The organism is Thermomonas brevis (genome assembly GCF_014395425.1).
GTDB classification, from domain to species: Bacteria; Pseudomonadota; Gammaproteobacteria; order Xanthomonadales; family Xanthomonadaceae; genus Thermomonas; species Thermomonas brevis.
The window spans coordinates 54,717-74,504 of the sequence record NZ_CP060711.1 but is presented as its reverse complement, the minus strand read 5'-3'; the positions used below and the strand labels follow the sequence as shown (position 1 = coordinate 74,504).

The window sequence follows — 19,788 nt, the reverse complement described above, 5'->3', positions numbered from 1 at the left end:
GGTCATCGAACTGTCCAAGCGCGTGCGCAAGGTCGCCTGACCCGCGCGCGCAGCGCCTCGCGGCAGCCGTGCCGCAGGCGGCGTCAGCGGTCGGACAGCAGTCCGCGCTGGCGGAACCAGCGTTCCACCGGCCAGGTCAGCAGCGGCGGCACCGCCGCCAGCAGCGCGACCAGCAATGCCCACAGCGGCCAGCGCAGGCGCATCCCCGCCAGCACCGCGACCACGACGTAGCCGAGGAAGGCCAGCCCGTGCAGGCGGCCGAACAGCCAGACGCCCAGGTCGGTGGTCTGGCTGACGTACTTCAGGTACATCCCCACCAGCAGCCCGGTCCAGGTCAGCGCCTCGATCAGCGCGGCGGTGGCGAACAGTTTTCCGGATGCGCCCGGCGGCGGCTTCGTGGTCATCGCCAACTCCGTTGTTGCAATCGTTGAATCACTGGTTAGCGAAACGCCCGGCGGCGCCGGGCGTTCGCGTCAGCTTCGCGGCGGTGCCGCTCAGGCCGCGACGGTATCCGCCACGTCCTTGTACTCCTCGATCCGGTCGAAGTTCATGTAGCGGTAGATCGCGGCGCCGTTGGCGTTGACGACGCCGATGTCGGCCAGGTATTCCTCGCGGGTCGGGATGCGGCCCAGGCGCGCGCAGATCGCCGACAGTTCCGCCGAACCCAGGTACACGTTGGTGTTGCGGCCCAGGCGGTTCGGGAAGTTGCGGGTCGAGGTGGACATCGCGGTGCTGCCCTCGCGGATCTGCGCCTGGTTGCCCATGCACAGCGAGCAGCCCGGCATCTCCATGCGCGCGCCGGCGGTGCCGAAGGTGCCGTAGTGGCCTTCGTTGGTCAGCTCGGCGGCGTCCATCTTGGTCGGCGGCGCGATCCACAGGCGGGTCGGGATGTCGCGCTTGCCTTCCAGCAGCTTGGCGGCGGCGCGGAAGTGGCCGATGTTGGTCATGCACGAGCCGATGAACACTTCGTCGATCTTGGCGCCGGCCACGTCGGACAGGGTCTTGGCGTCGTCCGGGTCGTTCGGGCAGCAGACGATGGGCTCGACGATTTCGTCCATGTCGATTTCGATCACCGCCGCGTATTCGGCGTCGGCATCCGGCTCCAGCAGCTGCGGGTCGGCCAGCCACGCTTCCATCTTGGCGATGCGGCGGGCCAGCGTGCGGGCGTCGGCGTAGCCTTCCGCGATCATCCACTTCAGCAGGGTGATGTTGCTGTTGAGGTATTCGATGATCGGGGCTTTGTCGAGGCGCACGGTGCAGCCGGCGGCGGAGCGTTCGGCGGAGGCGTCGGCCAGCTCGAACGCCTGCTCGATCTTGAGCTCCGGCAGGCCTTCGATTTCGAGGATGCGGCCGGAGAAGATGTTCTTCTTGCCCTTCTTCTCGACAGTCAGCAGGCCGGCCTTGATCGCGTACAGCGGGATCGCGTGGACGAGGTCGCGCAGTGTGACGCCCGGCTGCAGCTTGCCCTTGAAGCGCACCAGCACCGATTCGGGCATGTCCAGCGGCATCACGCCGGTGGCAGCGGCGAAGGCGACGAGGCCCGAACCCGCCGGGAAGGAAATGCCGATCGGGAAGCGCGTGTGCGAGTCGCCGCCGGTGCCGACGGTGTCGGGCAGCAGCATGCGGTTGAGCCAGCTGTGGATGATGCCGTCGCCCGGACGCAGCGAGACGCCGCCGCGGGTGGAGATGAACTCCGGCAGCGTGTGGTGCGTCTTCACGTCCACCGGCTTGGGATAGGCGGCGGTGTGGCAGAACGACTGCATCACCAGATCGGCGCTGAAACCGAGGCAGGCCAGGTCCTTCAGCTCGTCGCGGGTCATCGGGCCGGTGGTGTCCTGCGAGCCCACCGAGGTCATCTTCGGCTCGCAGTAGGTGCCCGGGCGCATGCCCTTGCCTTCCGGCAGGCCGCAGGCGCGGCCGACCAGCTTCTGCGCCAGGGTGAAGCCCTTGCCGGTATCCGGCGGCGTCACCGGCAGGCGGAACAGGTCGGTGACGGGTAGGCCCAGCGCCTCGCGCGCCTTGCCGGTCAGGCCGCGGCCGATGATCAGCGGGATGCGGCCGCCGGCGCGCACTTCGTCGAACAGCACTTCGGACTTCAGCTCGAACTCGGCGATCACTTCGCCGTTCTTCAGTGCCTTGCCTTCGTACGGGCGCAGCTCGACGACATCGCCGTGCTCCATCCTGTTCACGTCCAGCTCGATCGGCAGCGCGCCCGCGTCTTCCATCGTGTTGTAGAAGATCGGCGCGATCTTGCCGCCCAGGCACACGCCGCCGGCGCGCTTGTTGGGGATGTACGGAATGTCGTCGCCGGTCCACCACAGCACGCTGTTGGTGGCGGACTTGCGCGAGGAGCCGGTGCCGACCACGTCGCCGACGTAGGCGACCAGGTGGCCCTTCTCCTTGAGCTTCTCGATCTCGCCGATCGGGCCGCGCTTGCCGTCTTCCTCCGGCACGAACGGCGCGTCCGGGCGCTTGTTCTTCAGCATCGCCAGCGCGTGCATCGGAATGTCCGGGCGGGTGGTCGCGTCCGGCGCGGGCGAGAGGTCGTCGGTATTGGTTTCGCCCGGCACCTTGAACACGGTGACGGTCAGCGAGGCCGGCACTTCCGGCTTGCTGGTGAACCACTCGGCGTTCGCCCAGCTCTGCAGCACGGCCTGCGCGTTGGCGTTGCCGGCCTTGGCCTTTTCTTCCACGTCGTGGAAGGCGTCGAACACCAGCAGGGTATGCTTGAGCGCATCGGCGGCGGCGACGCCGACTTCGGCGTCGTCCAGCAATTGCACCAGCGGCGCCACGTTGTAGCCGCCCAGCATGGTGCCCAGCAGTTCGGTGGCGCGGGCGCGGGAGATCAGCGTGCTGGATTCGCTGCCGAAAGCGATGGCGGCCAAGTACGACGCCTTGACCTTGGCGGCGTCGTCCACGCCGGCCGGCACGCGGTTGACCAGCAAGTCGAGCAGGAAGGCGTCCTCGCTGGCGGGCGGATTCTTGAGCAGTTCGATCAGCTCGGCGGTCTGCTGCGCGGTCAGCGGCAGCGGCGGGATGCCGAGGGCGGCGCGTTCGGCGGCGTGGTGGCGGTAGGCTTCCAGCATGGGGATTTCCTTGGCGTGTGCAACGTGTGGAGAGGGCCTCAGTCCTTGGGGACGATCAGCTTCAGGCCCTTGAAGTAATCGCGGTGGAACTCGGCGTCGAAGGTGATCAGCGCGTCGCATTGCAGCAGGGCGTGCGCGCCGGTCAGGAAGTCGGAGATCGGGCGCGGCTCGCCGGTGCGCTGGCGCTGGCGGCGCTGCATCTCGCCGGCGCGCAGCGCGGACTTGGCCTCGACGGGGCTGTAGTGCACGCCCATCTCCTCCAGCGCGGCCAGCGCATCGGCGCCGTTGCGCAGGGCGGCGGAGAGGTTCGCCAGGGCGGCGTCGCTGACCACCACCCGGCCGGCGCCCAGCGCCTGCCGCAGCGTGGCCTCCACCGCGTCGGCGTGCGCGCCGTCGGCCAGCAGTTCGACCAGCACCGGGGCGTCGATGGCGATCACGCGGCCTTGCCCTTGCCGGGCGGCGCGTCCAGCGCGAACTTGCCGCGCACCCGCGAGATGGCGTCGTCGACGTGCTTGGACAGGACGATGCGGCCGCCGTCCAGCTCCACTTTCAGCACGCTGCCCTTGGTCAGGCCCAGCGCGTCGCGCACTGCCTTCGGCAGGGTGATCTGGCCGCGTTCTGCGACGGTGGCTTCCATGGCGACTCCCGGCGGAGAGGTAGGCCGGAATTATACATACTTTTTCATGCATACCGAAACGGCCATGGGCCGGCGCGGCTGCCGCGATGCCTTCAACCGAGGCTGGTGCGCGCGCCTCCCGCGTGCTTCGCCAGGTACAGCGCCCGGTCGGCGCGCTGGCGCAGCTGGGCCGGCGCCTGGTCTTCCTCGCCGAGCTGCACCAGCCCGGCGCTGACGCTGACGTAGTTCGGCCCGACCTCGGCCGAATGCCAGCTGCGGCAGCTGGCGAACGCGGCGTGCAGGCGCTGGCCGAAGCGCTTGCCGCCTTCGATGTCGGTATCGGTGAGGATCACCGCGAAGCCGTCGCCGCCCAGCCGCGCCGGCAGGTCCGAGGTGCGGCAGACCGAGCGCAGCAGCCGCGCGGCCTCGACCAGCACCTCGTCGCCCACCGCGTGCGACCAGTTGTTGTTGATGTCGCGGAAGTGGTCGAGGTCCAGCAGCATCAGGCACAGCGCCTGCCCGTGCCGCTTGGCGCGGGAGAAATGGTGGGCGAAGCCTTCGTCGAAGGCGCGGCCGTTGGGCAGCCCGGTCAGCGCGTCCTCGTGCGCCTGCCGCGCGAACTCCACCGTCTGCCGCTGCAACTGGCCGGCCAGTTCGTCCCTGTCCTGCCGCACGGCCTGCAACTGTTCGTCCTGCCGCTGCCGGTCGGCGCCGCATTCTTCGAGCCGCTGCGCCAGGCCGCCGCGTTCGCGCCGCGCGCGCAGTCCCCGGACGAGCCAACCGAACCCGACGCCGACCAGCAGCGCGAGCAGCAGGCCCAGCCAGCCGCCGGATGCGCCGCCTCCGGTGGCGGCCTGTGCCGGGAACACGCCCGCCGGCACCGTCGTCCAGGCGGCGATGCGCAGGGCCTGGTGCCCGCCGGTTTTCCGTCGCTTCGCTTTGATCGGCCTCGTCACGGAACGTCGCCCCCTTTCAATCCGGCTTAACATCGACATCGCAAGATGGCGTTGTCATCGCCTGTCCCAAGTGTTTGCGCCGGCATCGCCATCGCCACCCCGGAGCCCGTCCATGAGCAACAGCTTCGCTACCCGCGCCAGTCTCCACGTTAACGGCAGAGACTACGCTTTCCACAGCCTGCCGACACTGGGCGAACGCTTCGACATCGGCCACCTGCCCTGGTCGATGAAGATCCTGCTGGAGAACCTGCTCCGCCACGAGGACGGCGTGAGCGTGCTGCCGGCGCACATCGAGGCGGTGGCGAAGTGGGACCCGAACGCGCAGCCGGACACCGAGATCGCCTTCATGCCGGCGCGGGTGATCCTGCAGGACTTCACCGGCGTGCCCTGCGTGGTCGATCTGGCGGCGATGCGTGACGCGGTGGTCAAGCTGGGCGGCCGGCCGGAGCAGATCAATCCGCAGATCCCGTCGGAGCTGGTCATCGACCATTCCGTGCAGGTGGACGCCTTCGCCCGTCCGGACGCGCTGGACATCAACGGCCGCATCGAGTTCGAGCGCAACGCCGAGCGCTACGGCTTCCTGCGCTGGGGCCAGAAGGCGTTCGCCGACTTCAAGGTGGTGCCGCCGAACACCGGCATCGTCCACCAGGTGAACCTGGAGTACCTGGCGCGGGTGGTGATGGAGCGTCAGATCGATGGCGAAGCCTGGGCCTTCCCCGACACCCTGTTCGGCACCGACAGCCACACCACTATGGTCAACGGCATCGGCGTGCTGGGCTGGGGCGTGGGCGGCATCGAGGCCGAGGCGGCGATGCTGGGCCAGCCCTCGTCGATGCTGATTCCTCAGGTGGTGGGCTTCCGCCTCACCGGCCGCCTGCCCGAAGGCGCCACCGCCACCGACCTGGTGCTGACCGTGACCCAGATGCTGCGCCAGCACGGCGTAGTCGGGAAGTTCGTGGAGTTCTACGGCGACGGCCTGCAGCACCTGCCGCTGGCCGACCGCGCCACCATCGGCAACATGTCGCCGGAATACGGCGCTACCTGCGCGATCTTCCCGATCGACGCCGAATCGCTGGCCTATCTGCGCCTGTCCGGCCGCAGCGAAGCGCAAATCGCGCTGGTCGAGGCCTACGCGAAGGCGCAGGGGCTGTGGCACACGCCGGACAGCCCGCACGCGCAGTACAGCTCCACCCTGGAGCTGGACATGGGCACGGTGCAGCCGTCGCTGGCCGGCCCCAAGCGTCCGCAGGACCGCGTGCTGCTGGGCGACATGCAGGCCAACAGCCGCGCCGCCATCGCCCAGCTCACCGCCGCGCGCGACAAGCGCAGCAGCGAAGTGGCGGACTTCATCGCCGAAGGCGGCGGCGCGGCGGTCGGCAACGAGACCTACGCCAAGGGCCAGGCCGACATCGAGATCGACGGCGAATGCGTGCGGCTCAAGGACGGCGCGGTGGTGATCGCCGCCATCACCTCCTGCACCAACACTTCCAACCCGGCGGTGATGGTGGCTGCCGGCTTATTGGCGCGCAACGCCGCCGCGCGCGGGCTGACCCGCAAGCCGTGGGTGAAGACCTCGCTGGCGCCGGGCTCGCGCGTCGTGACCGACTACCTGCACAAGGCCGGCCTGCTGGCGGAGCTGGAGAAGATCGGCTTCTACACGGTGGGCTACGGCTGCACCACCTGCATCGGCAACTCCGGGCCGCTGCCGCCGGAAGTCAGCGCGGGCATCGCCTCCGGCGACCTGTGCGTGGCGTCGGTGCTGTCCGGCAACCGCAACTTCGAGGGCCGCATCCACGCCGAAGTGAAGATGAACTACCTCGCCAGCCCGCCGCTGGTGGTGGCCTACGCCTTGGCCGGCAGTACCGGCGTCGACCTGACCTCGGAACCGCTCGGAACGGATCGGGCCGGCACGCCGGTGTACCTGAAGGACCTGTGGCCCAGCGCGAAGGAAGTCGCCGACACCATCGCCGCCACCCTCGGCCCGGACATGTTCAAGGCCAACTACGCCGACGTGTTCAAGGGCGACGCCCGCTGGAATGGCATCGCCTCGCCCGACGGCGAGCTGTACGCGTGGAGCGACGCATCCACCTACATCAAGAACCCTCCCTACTTCGAGGGCATGACGATGATGCCCGGCCACATCGCCGACATCGCAGGCGCGCGCGTGCTGGGCTATTTCGGCGACTCCATCACCACCGACCACATCTCGCCCGCCGGCAGCATCAAGAAGGATTCGCCCGCCGGCCGCTACCTGATGGCGCGCGGCGTGCAGCCGATCGACTTCAACAGCTACGGCAGCCGGCGCGGCAACGACGACGTGATGGTGCGCGGCACCTTCGCCAACATCCGCATCAAGAATCGCTTCTTCGGCGGCGAGGAAGGCGGCAACACGCTGTACTTCGGCGCGCAGCCGCCGGAAAAGTTGGCGATCTTCGACGCGGCGATGAAATACAAGGAAGACGGCACGCCGCTGCTGGTGATCGCCGGCAAGGAATACGGCACCGGCTCCAGCCGCGACTGGGCGGCCAAGGGCACGCTGCTGCTGGGCGTGAAGGCGGTGATCGCGGAGAGCTTCGAGCGCATCCACCGTTCCAACCTCGTCGGCATGGGCGTGCTGCCGCTGCAGTTCAGGAACGGCGACAGCGCCGTGCTCCTAGGTCTGGACGGCACCGAGACCTATGCCGTCGGCGGGCTGGAGGATGGCGTGTCGAAGACCGCCACCGTCACCGCCACCCGCGCCGACGGCACGGTCACGATGTTCGAGGTGGACGTGCTGCTGCTGACGCCCAAGGAAGTGGAGTACGCGCGCCACGGCGGGCTGTTGCAGTACGTGCTGCGGCAGTTGGCGGCGCGGTCTTGAGGTGGCGCAGCGCGGGCAGTTTCATCCCTGATCCGCGGCTTTGAGCAGCGAGGCTTGCTTCGCTGCTTCTGCATCGATCCTGCTCCGTCATTCCCGCGAAAGCGGGAATCCAGGGACTTTCGCGATATGGCTTTCAATGTCCATGGATTGGACGAGCATCCGTTTGTCAGAAGCGGCCCGCTTTCGCGGGAATGACGATCAAAAGCGGCCTGCGGATCGGCAATCGCGCCGGCAATGCGCTACATGCGCTGCTTCCAACCCGCATTGAGCAGCTTCCATTCCCCGTCGACGCGCCGCCAGCCGGTTTCCAAGCGATACACCTGCCCGCTGTCCGGCAGCACCCCGCCGCTGCCGCCGGTCGCCAGCACGTCGAAGCGCGCGATCGCGGCATCGTCGCCACGCAGTTCCACCTCGACCGGGCCGAGCTTCGCGCCCACGTCGCGGTAGCGCAGGAACACGCCGGCGGCCAGTTGCTTCGTCGCGCGTCGATCCATGCCGTCGTTGCCGACGAAATCCTCCGCCATCAGGTCTTCCACCGCGCCGGCATCGCGCGCGTCGATGGCCTGCTGCAACGCCTGCAACTGCGCGCGCACCGCCTGCTCGGGCGCGGCGCCTCCGCAGCCCGACAGCACGCCCGCCAAGGCCAGCGCTGCGCCGACCAGGAACCGCTGGAACCGGCGGATTTGCTGCATTGCGGCATTCTCCGTGATCGACTGCATCGCCTTGTCAGTATCTGGAGGCTATGCTCAAATCCAAGGCAATTCCATACGCCGCCGCATTCTTGCGCCGGCCCATTCGCAGGGGAGCAGTGCATGAGTGTCGAACGTCCTTGGCTGGCCCACTACCCCGCCGGCGTGCCTGCCGAAATCGACATCAACGAATTCGCGTCGATCAACGACGTGTTCGAAACCGCGCTGCAGAAGTACCGCGACAAGACCGCCTTCATCAACATGGGCAAGTCGATCAGCTACGCCGAGCTGGATCGCCTCAGCCGCGATTTCGCCGGCTACCTGCTGGGCGAGCTGAAGCTGAAGAAGGGCGATCGCGTCGCGATCATGATGCCCAACTGCCTGCAATACCCGATCGCGATCTTCGGCGTGCTGCGCGCCGGCCTGACCGTGGTCAACACCAATCCGATGTACACCGCGCGCGAGCTCAAGCACCAGCTCGCCGACTCCGGCGCCAGCGTGCTGCTGGTGATGGACAACTTCGGCAACGTCGCCGAGGAAGTGCTGGCGCAGATGCCGGGCGTGCGCGCGGTCACCACCGGCCTGGGCGACATGCTCGGCTTCCCCAAGGGCGCGATCGTCAACTTCGTGCTCAAGCACGTGAAGAAGATGGTGCCCGACTACGCCATCCCGAACGCCATCCGCTTCCGCGACGCGCTCACGCTGGGCCGCATGCACCAGCTGCCGGCGATCCGCAACGCGCCCGACGACCTCGCCTTCCTGCAATACACCGGCGGCACTACCGGCGTGTCCAAGGGCGCGATGCTGACCCACCGCAACATGGTCGCCAACATGCAGCAGGCCGCGGCCTGGGTGGGCACCAACGTCAAGCTGGGCGAAGAGAAGATCGTCACCGCGCTGCCGCTGTACCACATCTTCGCGCTGACCGCGAACTGCCTGGTGTTCATGAAGTTCGGCGCGCAGAACCTGCTGATCACCAACCCGCGCGACATGCCCGGCTTCGTGAAGGAACTGAAGGGCTCTAGCTTCACCGCGATCACCGGCGTCAACACGCTGTTCAACGGCCTGCTCAACACGCCCGGCTTCGATCAGGTGGATTTCTCCCGCCTGCACCTGACCCTCGGCGGCGGCATGGCGGTGCAGCGCGCGGTGGCCGACAAGTGGAAGCAGGTCACCGGCGTCACCCTGGCCGAAGCCTACGGCCTGACCGAAACCTCGCCGGCGGTGTGCATCAATCCGCTGGACCTGCGCGCCTACAACGGCTCGATCGGCCTGCCGGTGCCGTCCACCGATGTCTGCGTGAAGAGCGACGATGGCGCCATCCTACCGGTCGGCGAGATCGGCGAACTGTGCGTGCAGGGTCCGCAGGTGATGAAGGGCTACTGGCAGCGCCCGGAGGAAACCGCCAAGGTGATCGATGCCGACGGCTGGCTGCACACCGGCGACATGGCGAAGATGGACGAGGCCGGCTACTTCTACATCGTCGACCGCAAGAAGGACATGATCCTGGTGTCCGGCTTCAACGTGTATCCGAACGAAGTCGAGGACGTGATCGCGATGATGCCGGGGGTGCTGGAAGTCGCCGCCATCGGCGTACCGGACGACAAGTCCGGCGAGGCGGTCAAGGTGTTCATCGTCAAGAAGGATCCGTCGCTGACCGCCGAGCAGGTCAAGGCGTTCTGCCACGACAACCTGACCGGCTACAAGCGGCCGAAGTCGGTCGAGTTCCGCACCGAGCTGCCGAAGAGCAACGTCGGCAAGATCCTGCGCAAGGAGCTGCGCACGCCGGCCCGGACCTGATCCGTCCGGCCGGTTCCGCCGCCCAAGGCCCCGCGCTCGCCGCCGGGGCCTTTTTTCTTGCACTCGCGGCCATTTGGGCGCATAGAGGGCCCGGGCCCTTCTCCCCTCTTCTCCTGCGTGCCCGTCGGTCGTGGCCCGGGCCGGCGACACCCGTCTGGAGCGACCATGGCCACCGCGACTCTCGAAAAGCTCGTCTCCGTTCCCCGCTATTCCACCCTGCGCGTCGCCGAGAGCGCGGACGCCAGCGTGCACTGGTGCCACATGCACGCCGATCTGGCCGCCGCGCCCGGACGCGCCTGCTTCAAGCCGGCGCTGGTCGCCGACATCCTCCAGTACCAGGGCCAGCTCGCCGACCGGCTGCGACGGGAGCGCAGCCTCGGCGACGCGACCTTGCGCCACGTCGTGCTCGCCTCCGACTGCGACGCCTTCAACCTCGGCGGCGACCTCGAATACTTCTGCGACGCGATCCGCCGCCAGGACCGCCCCGCACTGCTGCACTACGCGCGCCAGTGCGTGCGCGGCGTGCACGCCTTCCACGCCGGGCTCGACGCCGGCGCGCACAGCATCGCGCTGGTGCAGGGCGACGCGCTCGGCGGCGGCTTCGAGGCCGCGCTCAGCTGCCACACCATCGTCGCCGAGGAAGGCGTGGGCATGGGCCTGCCGGAAGTGCTGTTCGACCTGTTCCCGGGCATGGGCGCCTACTCCTTCCTGTGCAAGCGCATTCCGCCGCACAAGGCCGAGCAGCTGATGCTGAGCGGCGACGTGCTGTCCAGCGAAGAGCTGCACAAGATGGGTCTGGTGGACGTGCTGGCGCCGCGCGGCCAGGGCGTACAGGCGGTCGAGGACGTGATCCGCGGCAACCGCCGGATCCCGCACGCGCGCAGCGCCATGCACAAGGTGCGGGCGATGGCCCAGCCGGTGACGCTGGAGGAAATGATGGCGATCACCGAAGTCTGGGTGGACACCGCGCTGCAGCTCGGCGAGAAGTCGATGCGCACGATGGAACGGCTGGTGCGCGCGCAGTACCGCCGGCATGGCGAGCACGCCGCGGCGCAGGCCTGACCGCGGCCGCCGCTACTGGCTGTCTTCGCGCGCGGGACGCCAGCTCCCGCGCGCTTCCAGCGCCTGTTCGCCGCTGCGCAGTCGCTGCGCGAGGGTATCGCAGTGGCGCTGCCAGTCCCTGGCGATCTCGAACGAAGTCATCTGCATCAGCACGCCGCCGAGGCGTGCGCACTGCACCAGGCCGAGGTTGGCGGCGATGCCCTTGAGCGCGTGCGCCTGTTCGCGCAGCGCTTCCCAGTCGCCTTCCGAACCCGCCTGCCGCATCCGCGCCACCGCCACGCGCGCGTCAGTCACGCACTGGCCGACGAACTCGGCCTCGAACGCCTTGTCCATGCCGAGCAGCGCGAATTCGTCCAGCACCGACGGGTCCAGCACCTGCTCGGTGGACGCGTGCACGTGCTGACGCGGCGGCTCCGGCACCGCCGCGGCGCCCTCGCCCGACACGATCCCGGCGATGGTGTCCAGCAGCCGCGAGACGGAGAACGGCTTGGTGACGAACGCGCGTGCGCCTGCGTCCATGCAGGCCTGCACCGAATCGCGGGTGGCGTCGGCGCTGACGATCAGCACCGGCGTCCGCGAGCGCGCGCCCGCCTCCATCACCCGCAGCTGGCGCAACAGGTCGATGCCGCTCAGGGTCGGCATGTGCAGGTCCACCAGCGCCAGCTCGAAATCGCCGCCGGCCAGCGCGTCCAGCGCCGCTTCGCCGTCGTCGACCGTCATCACCCGGTGCCCGGCCTTCTGCAGCAGCCCTTGCAGGAGCATGCGGTTGGCCGCGTGGTCGTCGGCAACCAGCACACGCACCGAGCGCACCCGCGCGCGATGGCGCAGGAACGGATCGCCGAAGGAAATGATGTTGGCCGGCGCTTCCGGCGCATCCGCCACGGCGGACGATGGCGCGCCGAAACCGTCTTCCGCGGCGACCGCGACCGCCTCCGCCGCCAGTTCGAACGGCAGCTCGACCCAGAACCGGCTGCCGATGTTCTCGTTGCTCTCGAAGCCGATCGACCCGCCCATCGCCTCGGTCAGGCCCTTGGCGATGGTGGTGCCCAGCCCGCTGCCGCGATGCCGGCGCGACAGGCTGTTGTCGGCCTGCTCGAACGCTTCGAACAGCCGCGCGCGCGCCGACGCGGGGATGCCGATGCCGGTGTCCGAGACGGTGAAGCGCAGCCGCACGCGGCCGGGGCCGGGCTCGCCGGACTTCGCCACCGTCATCCGCACCTCGCCCGAGGCGGTGAACTTGATGGCGTTGCTGAGCAGGTTCACCAGCACCTGCTGCAGGTGCGCCGGATCGCCGTTGAGCCGGATCGGCACGTCCGGCTGCACGATGACCACGTAGTCCAGCCGCTTGGAGCGCGCCTCCGGGCGCAGCATCAGGTTGATCTGCTCCAGCAGCGCGTTGAGATCGAACGCCTCCTGCTTGAGCCGCAGCTTGCCGGCCTCGATCACCGAGATGTCCAGCACGTCCTCGACCAGCGCCAGCAGCGAGCGCGCGGCGGCCTGGATGGTTTCCAGGTAGCCGCGCTGCTCGGCGTCGAGCCGGGTGCTGGCCAGCAATTCCGACATGCCGGACAGCCCGTTCAGCGGCGTGCGGAACTCGTGGCTCATGTTGGCCAGGAAGCTGCTCTTGGCGAGGTTGGCGCGACGCGCCTCCTCGGCCGCCGCGGTCAGCGCCCGCAGCAGCGACGCGAAGTACAGCGGCACCGCCACCAGCCCGATCAGCAGCCCCCAGGACAGGTAGGGATTGGCCAGCCAGTAGCCGGTGGACAGCATCATCGACCCGAACGACACCGCCGCCAGCGCGGTGGCGGCGAACAGGTAGCGCGGGCCGTAGCGCATGCCGTTGCCGATCGTCACCCACAGGTACACGGCGTACAGCGGCGCCGCCGATTCGCCCTGCAAATGCATGACCCCGCCCATCGCCGCGTAATCGGCCAGCATGCCCAGCCAGCGGCGCGGGTGCGACGGCGCCGGCGACAGCACGATCGCGGCCAGCAGGCCCAGCGACAGCACCAGCTCGCCGATCAGGATCAGCCAGGTCGCAAACAGCGCCGGGGTGCCGCCGCCGCTGCCGACCTCCCAGCCCAGGTAGGCGGAGAAGATCGAGGTGATGGCGATGCGCACGAACACCTGCGCGTGCTCGCTGTCCGCACGTCCGTGCAGCCGCGAGCGCACCAGGGCCAGCATCGCGCCCATGCTCAGCGCCAGTCCTGCCGCACCGCCACGTGCGAGTAGCGGTCGCAGATGCCGTACAGGCCCGGCAGGTTGGCCATCAGCGCGCGCACGCAGGCGGGGTCCAGCATCTTGCCGCTCTGCGAGCCGATGTATTCGAGCGCGCGCTCCATGCTCCACGCCTCCTTGTACGGGCGTGGCGACAGCAGCGCGTCGAACACGTCGGCCACGGTCACCACCCGCGCCTCGATCGGGATCGCCTCGCCCGCCAATCCGTCCGGATAGCCGTTGCCGTTCCAGTGCTCGTGGTGGCGCAGCGCGATCTGCGCGCCGGCCTGGATGAAGCGGTTCTGGCTGTCCTGCAGCAGCTGGTAGCCGATGCGCGGATGCTCGCGCATGCGATCGCGTTCGCGTTCGTCCAGCGGGCCCGGCTTCATCAGCACTGCGTCGGGGATCGCGATCTTGCCGATGTCGTGCAGCGGCGCGGCCAGTTCGATGGTGCGCGCCTGTTCTTCCGGCAGGCCCAGTCCCTCGGCGATCAGCCCGGCCACGTGGGCCATGCGTTCGAGGAAGGCGCTGGTGCCGCTGTCGCGCAGTTCGATGGCGCGCGCCAGCCGCGACAGCGTTTCGCGCTCGCGCTCCTCGACCTCGTGCATGCTGGCCAGCAGGCGCTGCTCCAGCGACAGCGCGCGCTGCTTGACCGACTCCGACTGCTGGCGCAGCTGCAGCAGGTTGCGGCAGCGGGCGCGCAGTTCCAGCGGCCGGATCGGCTTGACCATGAAGTCGATCACCCCGGCTTCCAGCGCCGCCTGCCGCAGCGGCTCGTCGCCGACCACGGTGATCAGGACGATGGGGACGTCGCGGTTGCGCAGCGGCTTGCGGAAGGTCTTGGCCAGCTCCAGCCCGTCCATGCCGGGCATGCGGTAGTCCAGCAGGAGCAGGTCGGGACGGTTGCGGCTGCACCACTCCAGCGCCGCCTCGGGCTCCTCGAAATCGTGGGCCACGATCTGCGGGCCGATGTTCTCCACGATGCCGCGAACGTAGGTGCGGATCGAGGGCTGGTCATCGACGATCACGACATCCATGGCGACGCCCCCTTATGCGGCCGTGACGCGGGAACATGCGATGCCCGCATCCTCCCCGTAATACGCCGCATTGGCAAGCGCCCGGCCATGCCGGGCGCGCCTCCGGTGCAGCCCGGCCCTTACCCGCCGGGCCGCATGTACGGGAACAGCAGCACATCGCGGATCGAGCTGCTGCCGGTCAGCAGCATCACGAAGCGGTCGATGCCGACGCCGAGCCCGCCGGTCGGGGCCAGGCCGACTTCCAGCGCGCGGATGTAGTCGGCGTCGAAATGCATGGCTTCGTCGTCGCCCGCGTCCTTCGCCTCGACCTGGGCGCGGAAGCGCGCGGCCTGGTCTTCCGGGTCGTTCAACTCGGAGAAGCCGTTCGCCAGTTCCTTGCCGCCGACGAACAGTTCGAAGCGGTCGGTGATGCCCGGCTCGCTGTCGGATTCGCGCGCCAGCGGGCTGACTTCCACCGGGTAGTGGGTGATGAAGGTCGGCTGGATCAGACCGGTTTCCACGGTCTTCTCGAAGATTTCCAGCAGCAGCTTGCCCCAGCCGTAGCCCGGCTTCACGTGCACGCCAAGGCGCGCGCAGTGCGCAGCCAAAGCTTCGCGGTTGCGGCAGTCCGCTACGGAGATGTCCGGATTCAGTTCGCGTACCGCCTCTTCCAGCTTCCAGCGGCGGAACGCGGGGCCAAGGTCGATGCTGTTGCCGTCCCATTCGAACACGGTGGTGCCCATCGCATCAAAGGCGACGTCGCGCATCATCCCTTCGGTCAGGTCCATCACTTCGGTGTACGTGGCGTAGGCCTCGTACAGCTCCAGCATGGTGAACTCGGGGTTGTGGCGGGTGGACACGCCCTCGTTGCGGAAGTTGCGGTTGATCTCGTAGACGCGCTCCAGGCCGCCGACGACGAGGCGCTTGAGGTACAGCTCCGGCGCGACGCGCAGGAACAGGTCGATGTCCAGCGCGTTGTGGTGCGTCGTGAACGGGCGCGCGGTGGCGCCGCCGGCGATGTAATGCATCATCGGCGTCTCCACTTCGAGGAAGCGGCGCGCGTCCAGCCAGCGGCGGATGCCGGCGACGATGCGCGAACGGGCGATGAAGACGTCGCGCGCTTCCGGCGTGACGATCAAGTCGACGTAGCGCTGGCGGTAGCGCTGTTCGACGTCGCTCAGGCCGTGGAACTTGTCCGGCAGCGGCCGCAGCGACTTCACCAGCAGGCGCAGCGACTCCACCTTCACCGACAGCTCGCCGGTCTTGGTGCGCATCAGCCCGCCCTCGGCGGCCACGATGTCGCCGATGTCCCAGCCCTTGAAGGCGTCGTAGGTGTCGCCCAGCGTGTTGGCTTGCAGGAACAGCTGGATGCGGCCGCTCATGTCCTGCACGGTGGCGAACGCGGCCTTGCCCATGACGCGCTTGGCGAGGATGCGGCCGGCAACGGCGACGCGACGGCCACCGGCCTCCAGCGCTTCGCCCGTCCACTTTTCGGCGTCGGCGTACTCGGCCTGCAGGTCGCCGGCGAACTCGGCGCGCTTGAAGTCGTTGGGGAAGGCGACGCCCTGCCCGCGCAGCACGGCCAGTTTGGCGCGGCGCTCGGCGATCAGGTGGTTTTCGTCGGCAATGGGGGCGGTGTCGGTCATTTTTTGCTCGTCATTCCCGCGAAGGCGGGAATCCAGTGTCTTGTTGCGGGAAGGATCAACGTCGCTGGATTCCCGCCTTCGCGGGAATGACAGCAAGAGCGCGTCAACGCGGCATTACGCCGCGTCGCTCCGTTTCGCCCCGGCCTCCAGCCCGGACTTCAGGCTGGCTTCCACGAACTCGTCCAGATCGCCGTCCAGCACCTTCTGGGTATCGCTGCGCTCGATGCCGGTGCGCAGGTCCTTGATGCGGCTCTGGTCCAGCACGTAGTTGCGGATCTGGCTGCCCCAGCCGATGTCGGCCTTGGTGGCTTCCAGCGCGTCCTTCTCGGCGTTGCGTTTCTGCACTTCCAGCTCGTACAGCTTCGCCTTCAGCATCTTCATCGCGCGATCGCGGTTGGCGTGCTGGCTGCGCTCGGTCTGGCAGGCGACGACCGTATTGGTCGGCACGTGGGTGATGCGCACCGCCGACTCGGTCTTGTTGACGTGCTGGCCGCCCGCGCCGGAGGAGCGGTACACGTCGGTCTTCAGGTCGGCCGGGTTGATCTCGATGTCGATGTCGTCGTCGACTTCCGGCGCGACGAACACCGAGGTGAAGCTGGTGTGGCGGCGGTTGTCGGAATCGAACGGCGACTTGCGCACCAGCCGGTGCACGCCGATCTCGGTCTTCAGCCAGCCGTAGGCGTATTCGCCCTCGACGCGGAAGGTGGCGGACTTGATGCCGGCCACGTCGCCGCCGCTGGCTTCCATCAGTTCGGCCTTCCAGCCGCGCGACTCGGCCCAGCGCAGGTACATGCGCAGCAGCATTTCGGCCCAGTCCTGCGCCTCGGTGCCGCCGGCGCCGGCCTGGATGTCCACGAACGCGTTCGCCGAATCCATCTTGCCGGAGAACATGCGCTGGAACTCGATCTGCTCCACGCCCTTCTGGAAACGGTCCACGTCGACGACCACCGCCAGCGCGGTTTCCTCGTCGTCCTCCATCTCGGCCAGGTCGAGCAGCTCGCCTGCGCCGTTCAGGCCGTCGTGCAGGTCGCGGATGCCGTTGACGGTCTTGTCCAGCATGGAACGCTCGCGGCCCAGCGCCTGCGCGCGGGCGGGATCGTTCCAGACGTCGGGATGTTCCAGTTCGCGTTCTACTTCTTCCAGGCGCTCGCGCTTGGCGTCGTAGTCAAAGATACCCCCGGAGCGCATCGAGCCGGCCGGTCAGGTCGGCGATGCGGGCTCGGATGGGATTGAGCTCGATCATGGGGAAACCGCGGATTCGGGTGAGCCGGTTAGTTTAGCAGCGCGTGGCCGCGGCGACGGCGGATCGCTGCGCTCACGCCGGCCTCCCGAGGATCGGGTCACACTCACCTAAGGGACAGAGGGAGTCGGAAATGGGCGATGCGCAACAGTTCAAGGTCGGCGACCACGTGCGCTGGAACTCGGAGGCCGGCCACGTCAGCGGCCGGATCGTGAAGGTGCACGTGGCCGATTTCGACTACAAGGAGCACCGGCACCATGCCTCGCCGGACAAACCGCAGTACGAAATCAAAAGCGACAAGACCGACCACGTGGCCGCGCACTACGGGGCAGCGCTGACGAAGATCGGTTGACGAAGCCGGCCAGCTCTACCCTTCCAGCCCTGCTCGCTGCCGCAGGTCCGCGCGGTAGGTACGGCTGCACGGCAGCTTCGCCCCGTCCTGCATGTGCACGCGGGCGTCGCCGGTTTCCAGCGGTTCGATGGAGGCGACGCGGTCGAGGTTGACCATGTAGCTGCGGTGCACCCGTGCGAACCGGGCCGGGTCGAGCTTCGCCTCGATGCCGCCGAGGGTGCTGCGCAGCGGGTAGTCGTGGCCGCGCACGCGCAGGTTCACGTAGTTGCCGGAGGCCTGCAGCCATTCGATGTCGTTGGCGGCGACCAGGAATTCGCGGCCCAGCTTGCGGACCAGGAAGCGCTCGGGCCGGTCCACCGGCTCCACCGGTGGGCCTTCGTCGGGCAGCGACAGCAGCATCGCCTCGCCCTGCAGGCGGCGCAGGACCAGGCGGTAGCCCTCGATGGTCAGCACCACGCTGGCGTAGGAGCGCACGTCCTTCAGGTATTCGTAGCCGAACTCACGCCACCAAGAACCGAAATCGTAGCTTTCGCCCATGCCGGCATAGACCGCCTTGCGGATCGCCACCATCCCGATCACGTGCAGGAGCGACCAGACCAGGCTGCCCAGCAGGTGCAACGGCAGCATCCGCCGCCAATCGTCCAGGTGCAGCGGGAAGCGGCGGGTGAACCAGACCACCGCCGGCACCAGCGCCAGCGCCGTCGCGGCGGAGCTGATCTCCCATGCCGCCGGCTGCCAGGCGCTGAAGCCCAGGTGCAGGCGGCGCACGTCCATGTTGACGGTGATGCTGTTGGCCAGCGCGCCGACCAGGTACTGGACGACCCAGAATCCGATCTCGAGGGAGCGGCGCCACGGCTGGTAGCGCTGGTACAGGGTCGGTGGCGTCGGATCCATCCGCGCATTGTAGGGGCGGGCCCGATCGCGCCGTCCCCGGCTCGTCCCTGCGTTCCGCGGCTCGTCCCAAACCCGCATCGCGCGGTCACTCCGGGCTGGAAGGACGGCCCGGCGACGCGGACGCTGGGCGCAATCCCGCTACCGGCCCGTCCGCATGCAACGCCGCCACGACATCGACGCCCTGCGCGTCATCGCCTTCTCGCTGCTGATTCTCTACCACTCGGCGATGGTCTACGTGGCCGAGTGGGACTTCCACATCAAGAGCACGTACCTGGCCGAATGGCTGCAGTACCCGATGATCGCGCTGAACCGCTGGCGGATGCCGCTGCTGTTCATGATCTCCGGCATCGCCCTCGGCCTGGCGGGGATCGAAGGCCGCCGCTGGCGCTTCGCCGGATCGCGCAGCCTGCGCCTGCTGGTGCCGCTGGCGTTCGGCATGCTGGTGGTGGTGCCGCCGCAGACCTTCTTCCAGATCATCTCGCAATACGGCTACACCGGCAGCTTCGCGCACTTCTACCCGCTCTACCTCACCCACGGGCTGTGCCGCGCCGGCCAGTGCATGCTCACCCCGACCTGGAACCACCTGTGGTACCTGGCCTATCTGTTGCCCTACACCCTGCTGTTGCTGGCGGCGGTTCCGCTGCTGCGGCGGCTGCGGGAACGGCTGGGGAATGCGGAGCCCACGCGGCTGTCGGCCGGTCTGTTGCTGGCGCTGCCGATCCTCTGGCTGCTGGGCGTCCGCCTCTGGCTGGCACCGCATTTCGAGGAAACCCACGCCCTGTTCGACGACTGGGTCGTCCATGCGGAATCGTTGCCGCTGTTCCTGCTGGGCTACGTGCTGGCGACCGGCACGGGATTCTGGAACTGGGCGTGCCGGCTGCGCTGGCGAACGCTGGTGGTGGCGCTGCTGGCGATCGGCGTGGAACTCGGCCTGCGCTGGTTCGGCCATCACCCGCCTGCCGGGCCGACGCCCGACTGGGCATTGCACGTCCCGTGGTACACCATCGAGCGCATCGCCCGCGTCGTCTATACGTGGATGGCGCTGCTGGCGATCTTCGGCTGGGGCCGCGCCCTGCTCGACCGTCCGTTCCGCTGGCTGCCCTATTGCAGCGAGGCGGTGTTCTCCTGGTACATCCTGCACCAGACCCTGATCGTCGCCCTCGCCTGGTGGCTGATCCCGATGCGGCTGGGCGCGGGCGTCGAAGCCTCGCTGGTGGTGGCGGGCACGATCGCCGGTTGCCTGCTGCTGCACGAAGCGCTGATCCGCCGCATCGGCTGGCTGCGGCCGTTGTTCGGGCTCAAACCGATGCCGCACACTGCAGCCCCGCGTCCTCTTCCCCAACCGGTGCCCTGA

At 68.5% G+C, this 19,788-nt stretch carries 15 protein-coding genes and 1 pseudogene; 5 read left to right on the top strand and 11 right to left on the bottom strand.

Annotated elements, in window-relative coordinates:
• Positions 1 to 83: 83 nt before the first annotated feature.
• From H9L17_RS00300 to H9L17_RS00280, 5 genes are all read right to left on the bottom strand, one after another.
• Positions 84 to 404 (bottom strand): DUF3817 domain-containing protein, encoded by a 321-nt coding sequence (locus tag H9L17_RS00300; RefSeq protein WP_187570437.1) that lies wholly within the window; start codon positions 402 to 404, stop codon positions 84 to 86.
• A gap of 90 nt (positions 405 to 494) precedes the next feature.
• Positions 495 to 3,086 (bottom strand): bifunctional aconitate hydratase 2/2-methylisocitrate dehydratase, encoded by a 2,592-nt coding sequence (gene acnB / locus H9L17_RS00295; RefSeq protein ID WP_187570436.1) that lies wholly within the window; start codon positions 3,084 to 3,086, stop codon positions 495 to 497.
• 38 nt (positions 3,087 to 3,124) lie between these two features.
• Entirely contained in the window at positions 3,125 to 3,523 is a 399-nt protein-coding gene (locus H9L17_RS00290) for a type II toxin-antitoxin system VapC family toxin (RefSeq protein WP_187570435.1), read from the bottom strand.
• A complete protein-coding gene (locus tag H9L17_RS00285; protein WP_187570434.1) occupies positions 3,520 to 3,723 on the bottom strand; it encodes an AbrB/MazE/SpoVT family DNA-binding domain-containing protein in 204 nt (67 codons plus the stop codon). The genes H9L17_RS00290 and H9L17_RS00285 overlap by 4 nt, the downstream gene beginning before the upstream one ends.
• Before the next feature lie 92 nt (positions 3,724 to 3,815).
• Positions 3,816 to 4,658, bottom strand: coding sequence for a GGDEF domain-containing protein (locus tag H9L17_RS00280; RefSeq protein WP_187570433.1), 843 nt, complete (start codon positions 4,656 to 4,658; stop codon positions 3,816 to 3,818).
• Between the two features lie 112 nt (positions 4,659 to 4,770).
• Here H9L17_RS00280 and acnA point away from each other — a divergent pair, with 112 nt between their 5' ends.
• Positions 4,771 to 7,518 (top strand): aconitate hydratase AcnA, encoded by a 2,748-nt coding sequence (acnA, locus tag H9L17_RS00275; protein WP_187570432.1) that lies wholly within the window; start codon positions 4,771 to 4,773, stop codon positions 7,516 to 7,518.
• Positions 7,519 to 7,757: 239 nt separating this feature from the next.
• On the opposite strand, the gene H9L17_RS00270 is transcribed toward acnA, so the two are convergent.
• The gene (locus tag H9L17_RS00270; protein ID WP_187570431.1) at positions 7,758 to 8,210 is read right to left on the bottom strand and encodes a nuclear transport factor 2 family protein; all 453 of its coding nucleotides are present in this window, start codon (positions 8,208 to 8,210) and stop codon (positions 7,758 to 7,760) included.
• Positions 8,211 to 8,330: 120 nt separating this feature from the next.
• Here H9L17_RS00270 and H9L17_RS00265 point away from each other — a divergent pair, with 120 nt between their 5' ends.
• Positions 8,331 to 10,007, top strand: a complete 1,677-nt coding sequence (locus H9L17_RS00265; RefSeq protein WP_187570430.1) for a long-chain fatty acid--CoA ligase — start codon at positions 8,331 to 8,333, stop codon at positions 10,005 to 10,007.
• Positions 10,008 to 10,172: 165 nt separating this feature from the next.
• Positions 10,173 to 11,069 (top strand): crotonase/enoyl-CoA hydratase family protein, encoded by an 897-nt coding sequence (locus tag H9L17_RS00260; protein ID WP_187570429.1) that lies wholly within the window; start codon positions 10,173 to 10,175, stop codon positions 11,067 to 11,069.
• 12 nt (positions 11,070 to 11,081) lie between these two features.
• Here H9L17_RS00260 and H9L17_RS00255 read toward each other — a convergent pair whose 3' ends face one another.
• The 4 genes and pseudogenes from H9L17_RS00255 to prfB form a co-directional block, all read right to left on the bottom strand.
• On the bottom strand, positions 11,082 to 13,262 hold the full coding sequence (locus H9L17_RS00255; protein ID WP_187570428.1) for an ATP-binding protein: 2,181 nt from the start codon (positions 13,260 to 13,262) through the stop codon (positions 11,082 to 11,084).
• 2 nt (positions 13,263 to 13,264) lie between these two features.
• Positions 13,265 to 14,329: pseudogene (locus H9L17_RS00250) on the bottom strand (HD domain-containing phosphohydrolase); the annotation flags it as partial.
• Positions 14,330 to 14,442: 113 nt separating this feature from the next.
• On the bottom strand, positions 14,443 to 15,948 hold the full coding sequence (gene lysS, locus H9L17_RS00245) for a lysine--tRNA ligase (RefSeq protein ID WP_187570426.1): 1,506 nt from the start codon (positions 15,946 to 15,948) through the stop codon (positions 14,443 to 14,445).
• Between the two features lie 114 nt (positions 15,949 to 16,062).
• Positions 16,063 to 17,191, bottom strand: a protein-coding gene (gene prfB, locus H9L17_RS00240; protein WP_187570425.1) for a peptide chain release factor 2 whose coding sequence is annotated in 2 segments (ribosomal slippage) — positions 16,063 to 17,115 and positions 17,117 to 17,191 — 1,128 coding nt in all. Because the reading frame shifts where the segments join, the coding sequence is not laid out codon by codon here.
• A gap of 130 nt (positions 17,192 to 17,321) precedes the next feature.
• Between prfB and H9L17_RS00235 the strand changes: the two genes are divergently transcribed.
• A complete protein-coding gene (locus H9L17_RS00235; RefSeq protein ID WP_187570424.1) occupies positions 17,322 to 17,540 on the top strand; it encodes a hypervirulence associated TUDOR domain-containing protein in 219 nt (72 codons plus the stop codon).
• A 15-nt stretch (positions 17,541 to 17,555) separates the two neighbouring features.
• Here H9L17_RS00235 and H9L17_RS00230 read toward each other — a convergent pair whose 3' ends face one another.
• Positions 17,556 to 18,434, bottom strand: a complete 879-nt coding sequence (locus tag H9L17_RS00230; protein WP_187570423.1) for a LytTR family DNA-binding domain-containing protein — start codon at positions 18,432 to 18,434, stop codon at positions 17,556 to 17,558.
• 154 nt (positions 18,435 to 18,588) lie between these two features.
• On the opposite strand from H9L17_RS00230, the gene H9L17_RS00225 reads away from it, so the two are divergent.
• On the top strand, positions 18,589 to 19,788 hold the full coding sequence (locus tag H9L17_RS00225) for an acyltransferase family protein (protein WP_187570422.1): 1,200 nt from the start codon (positions 18,589 to 18,591) through the stop codon (positions 19,786 to 19,788).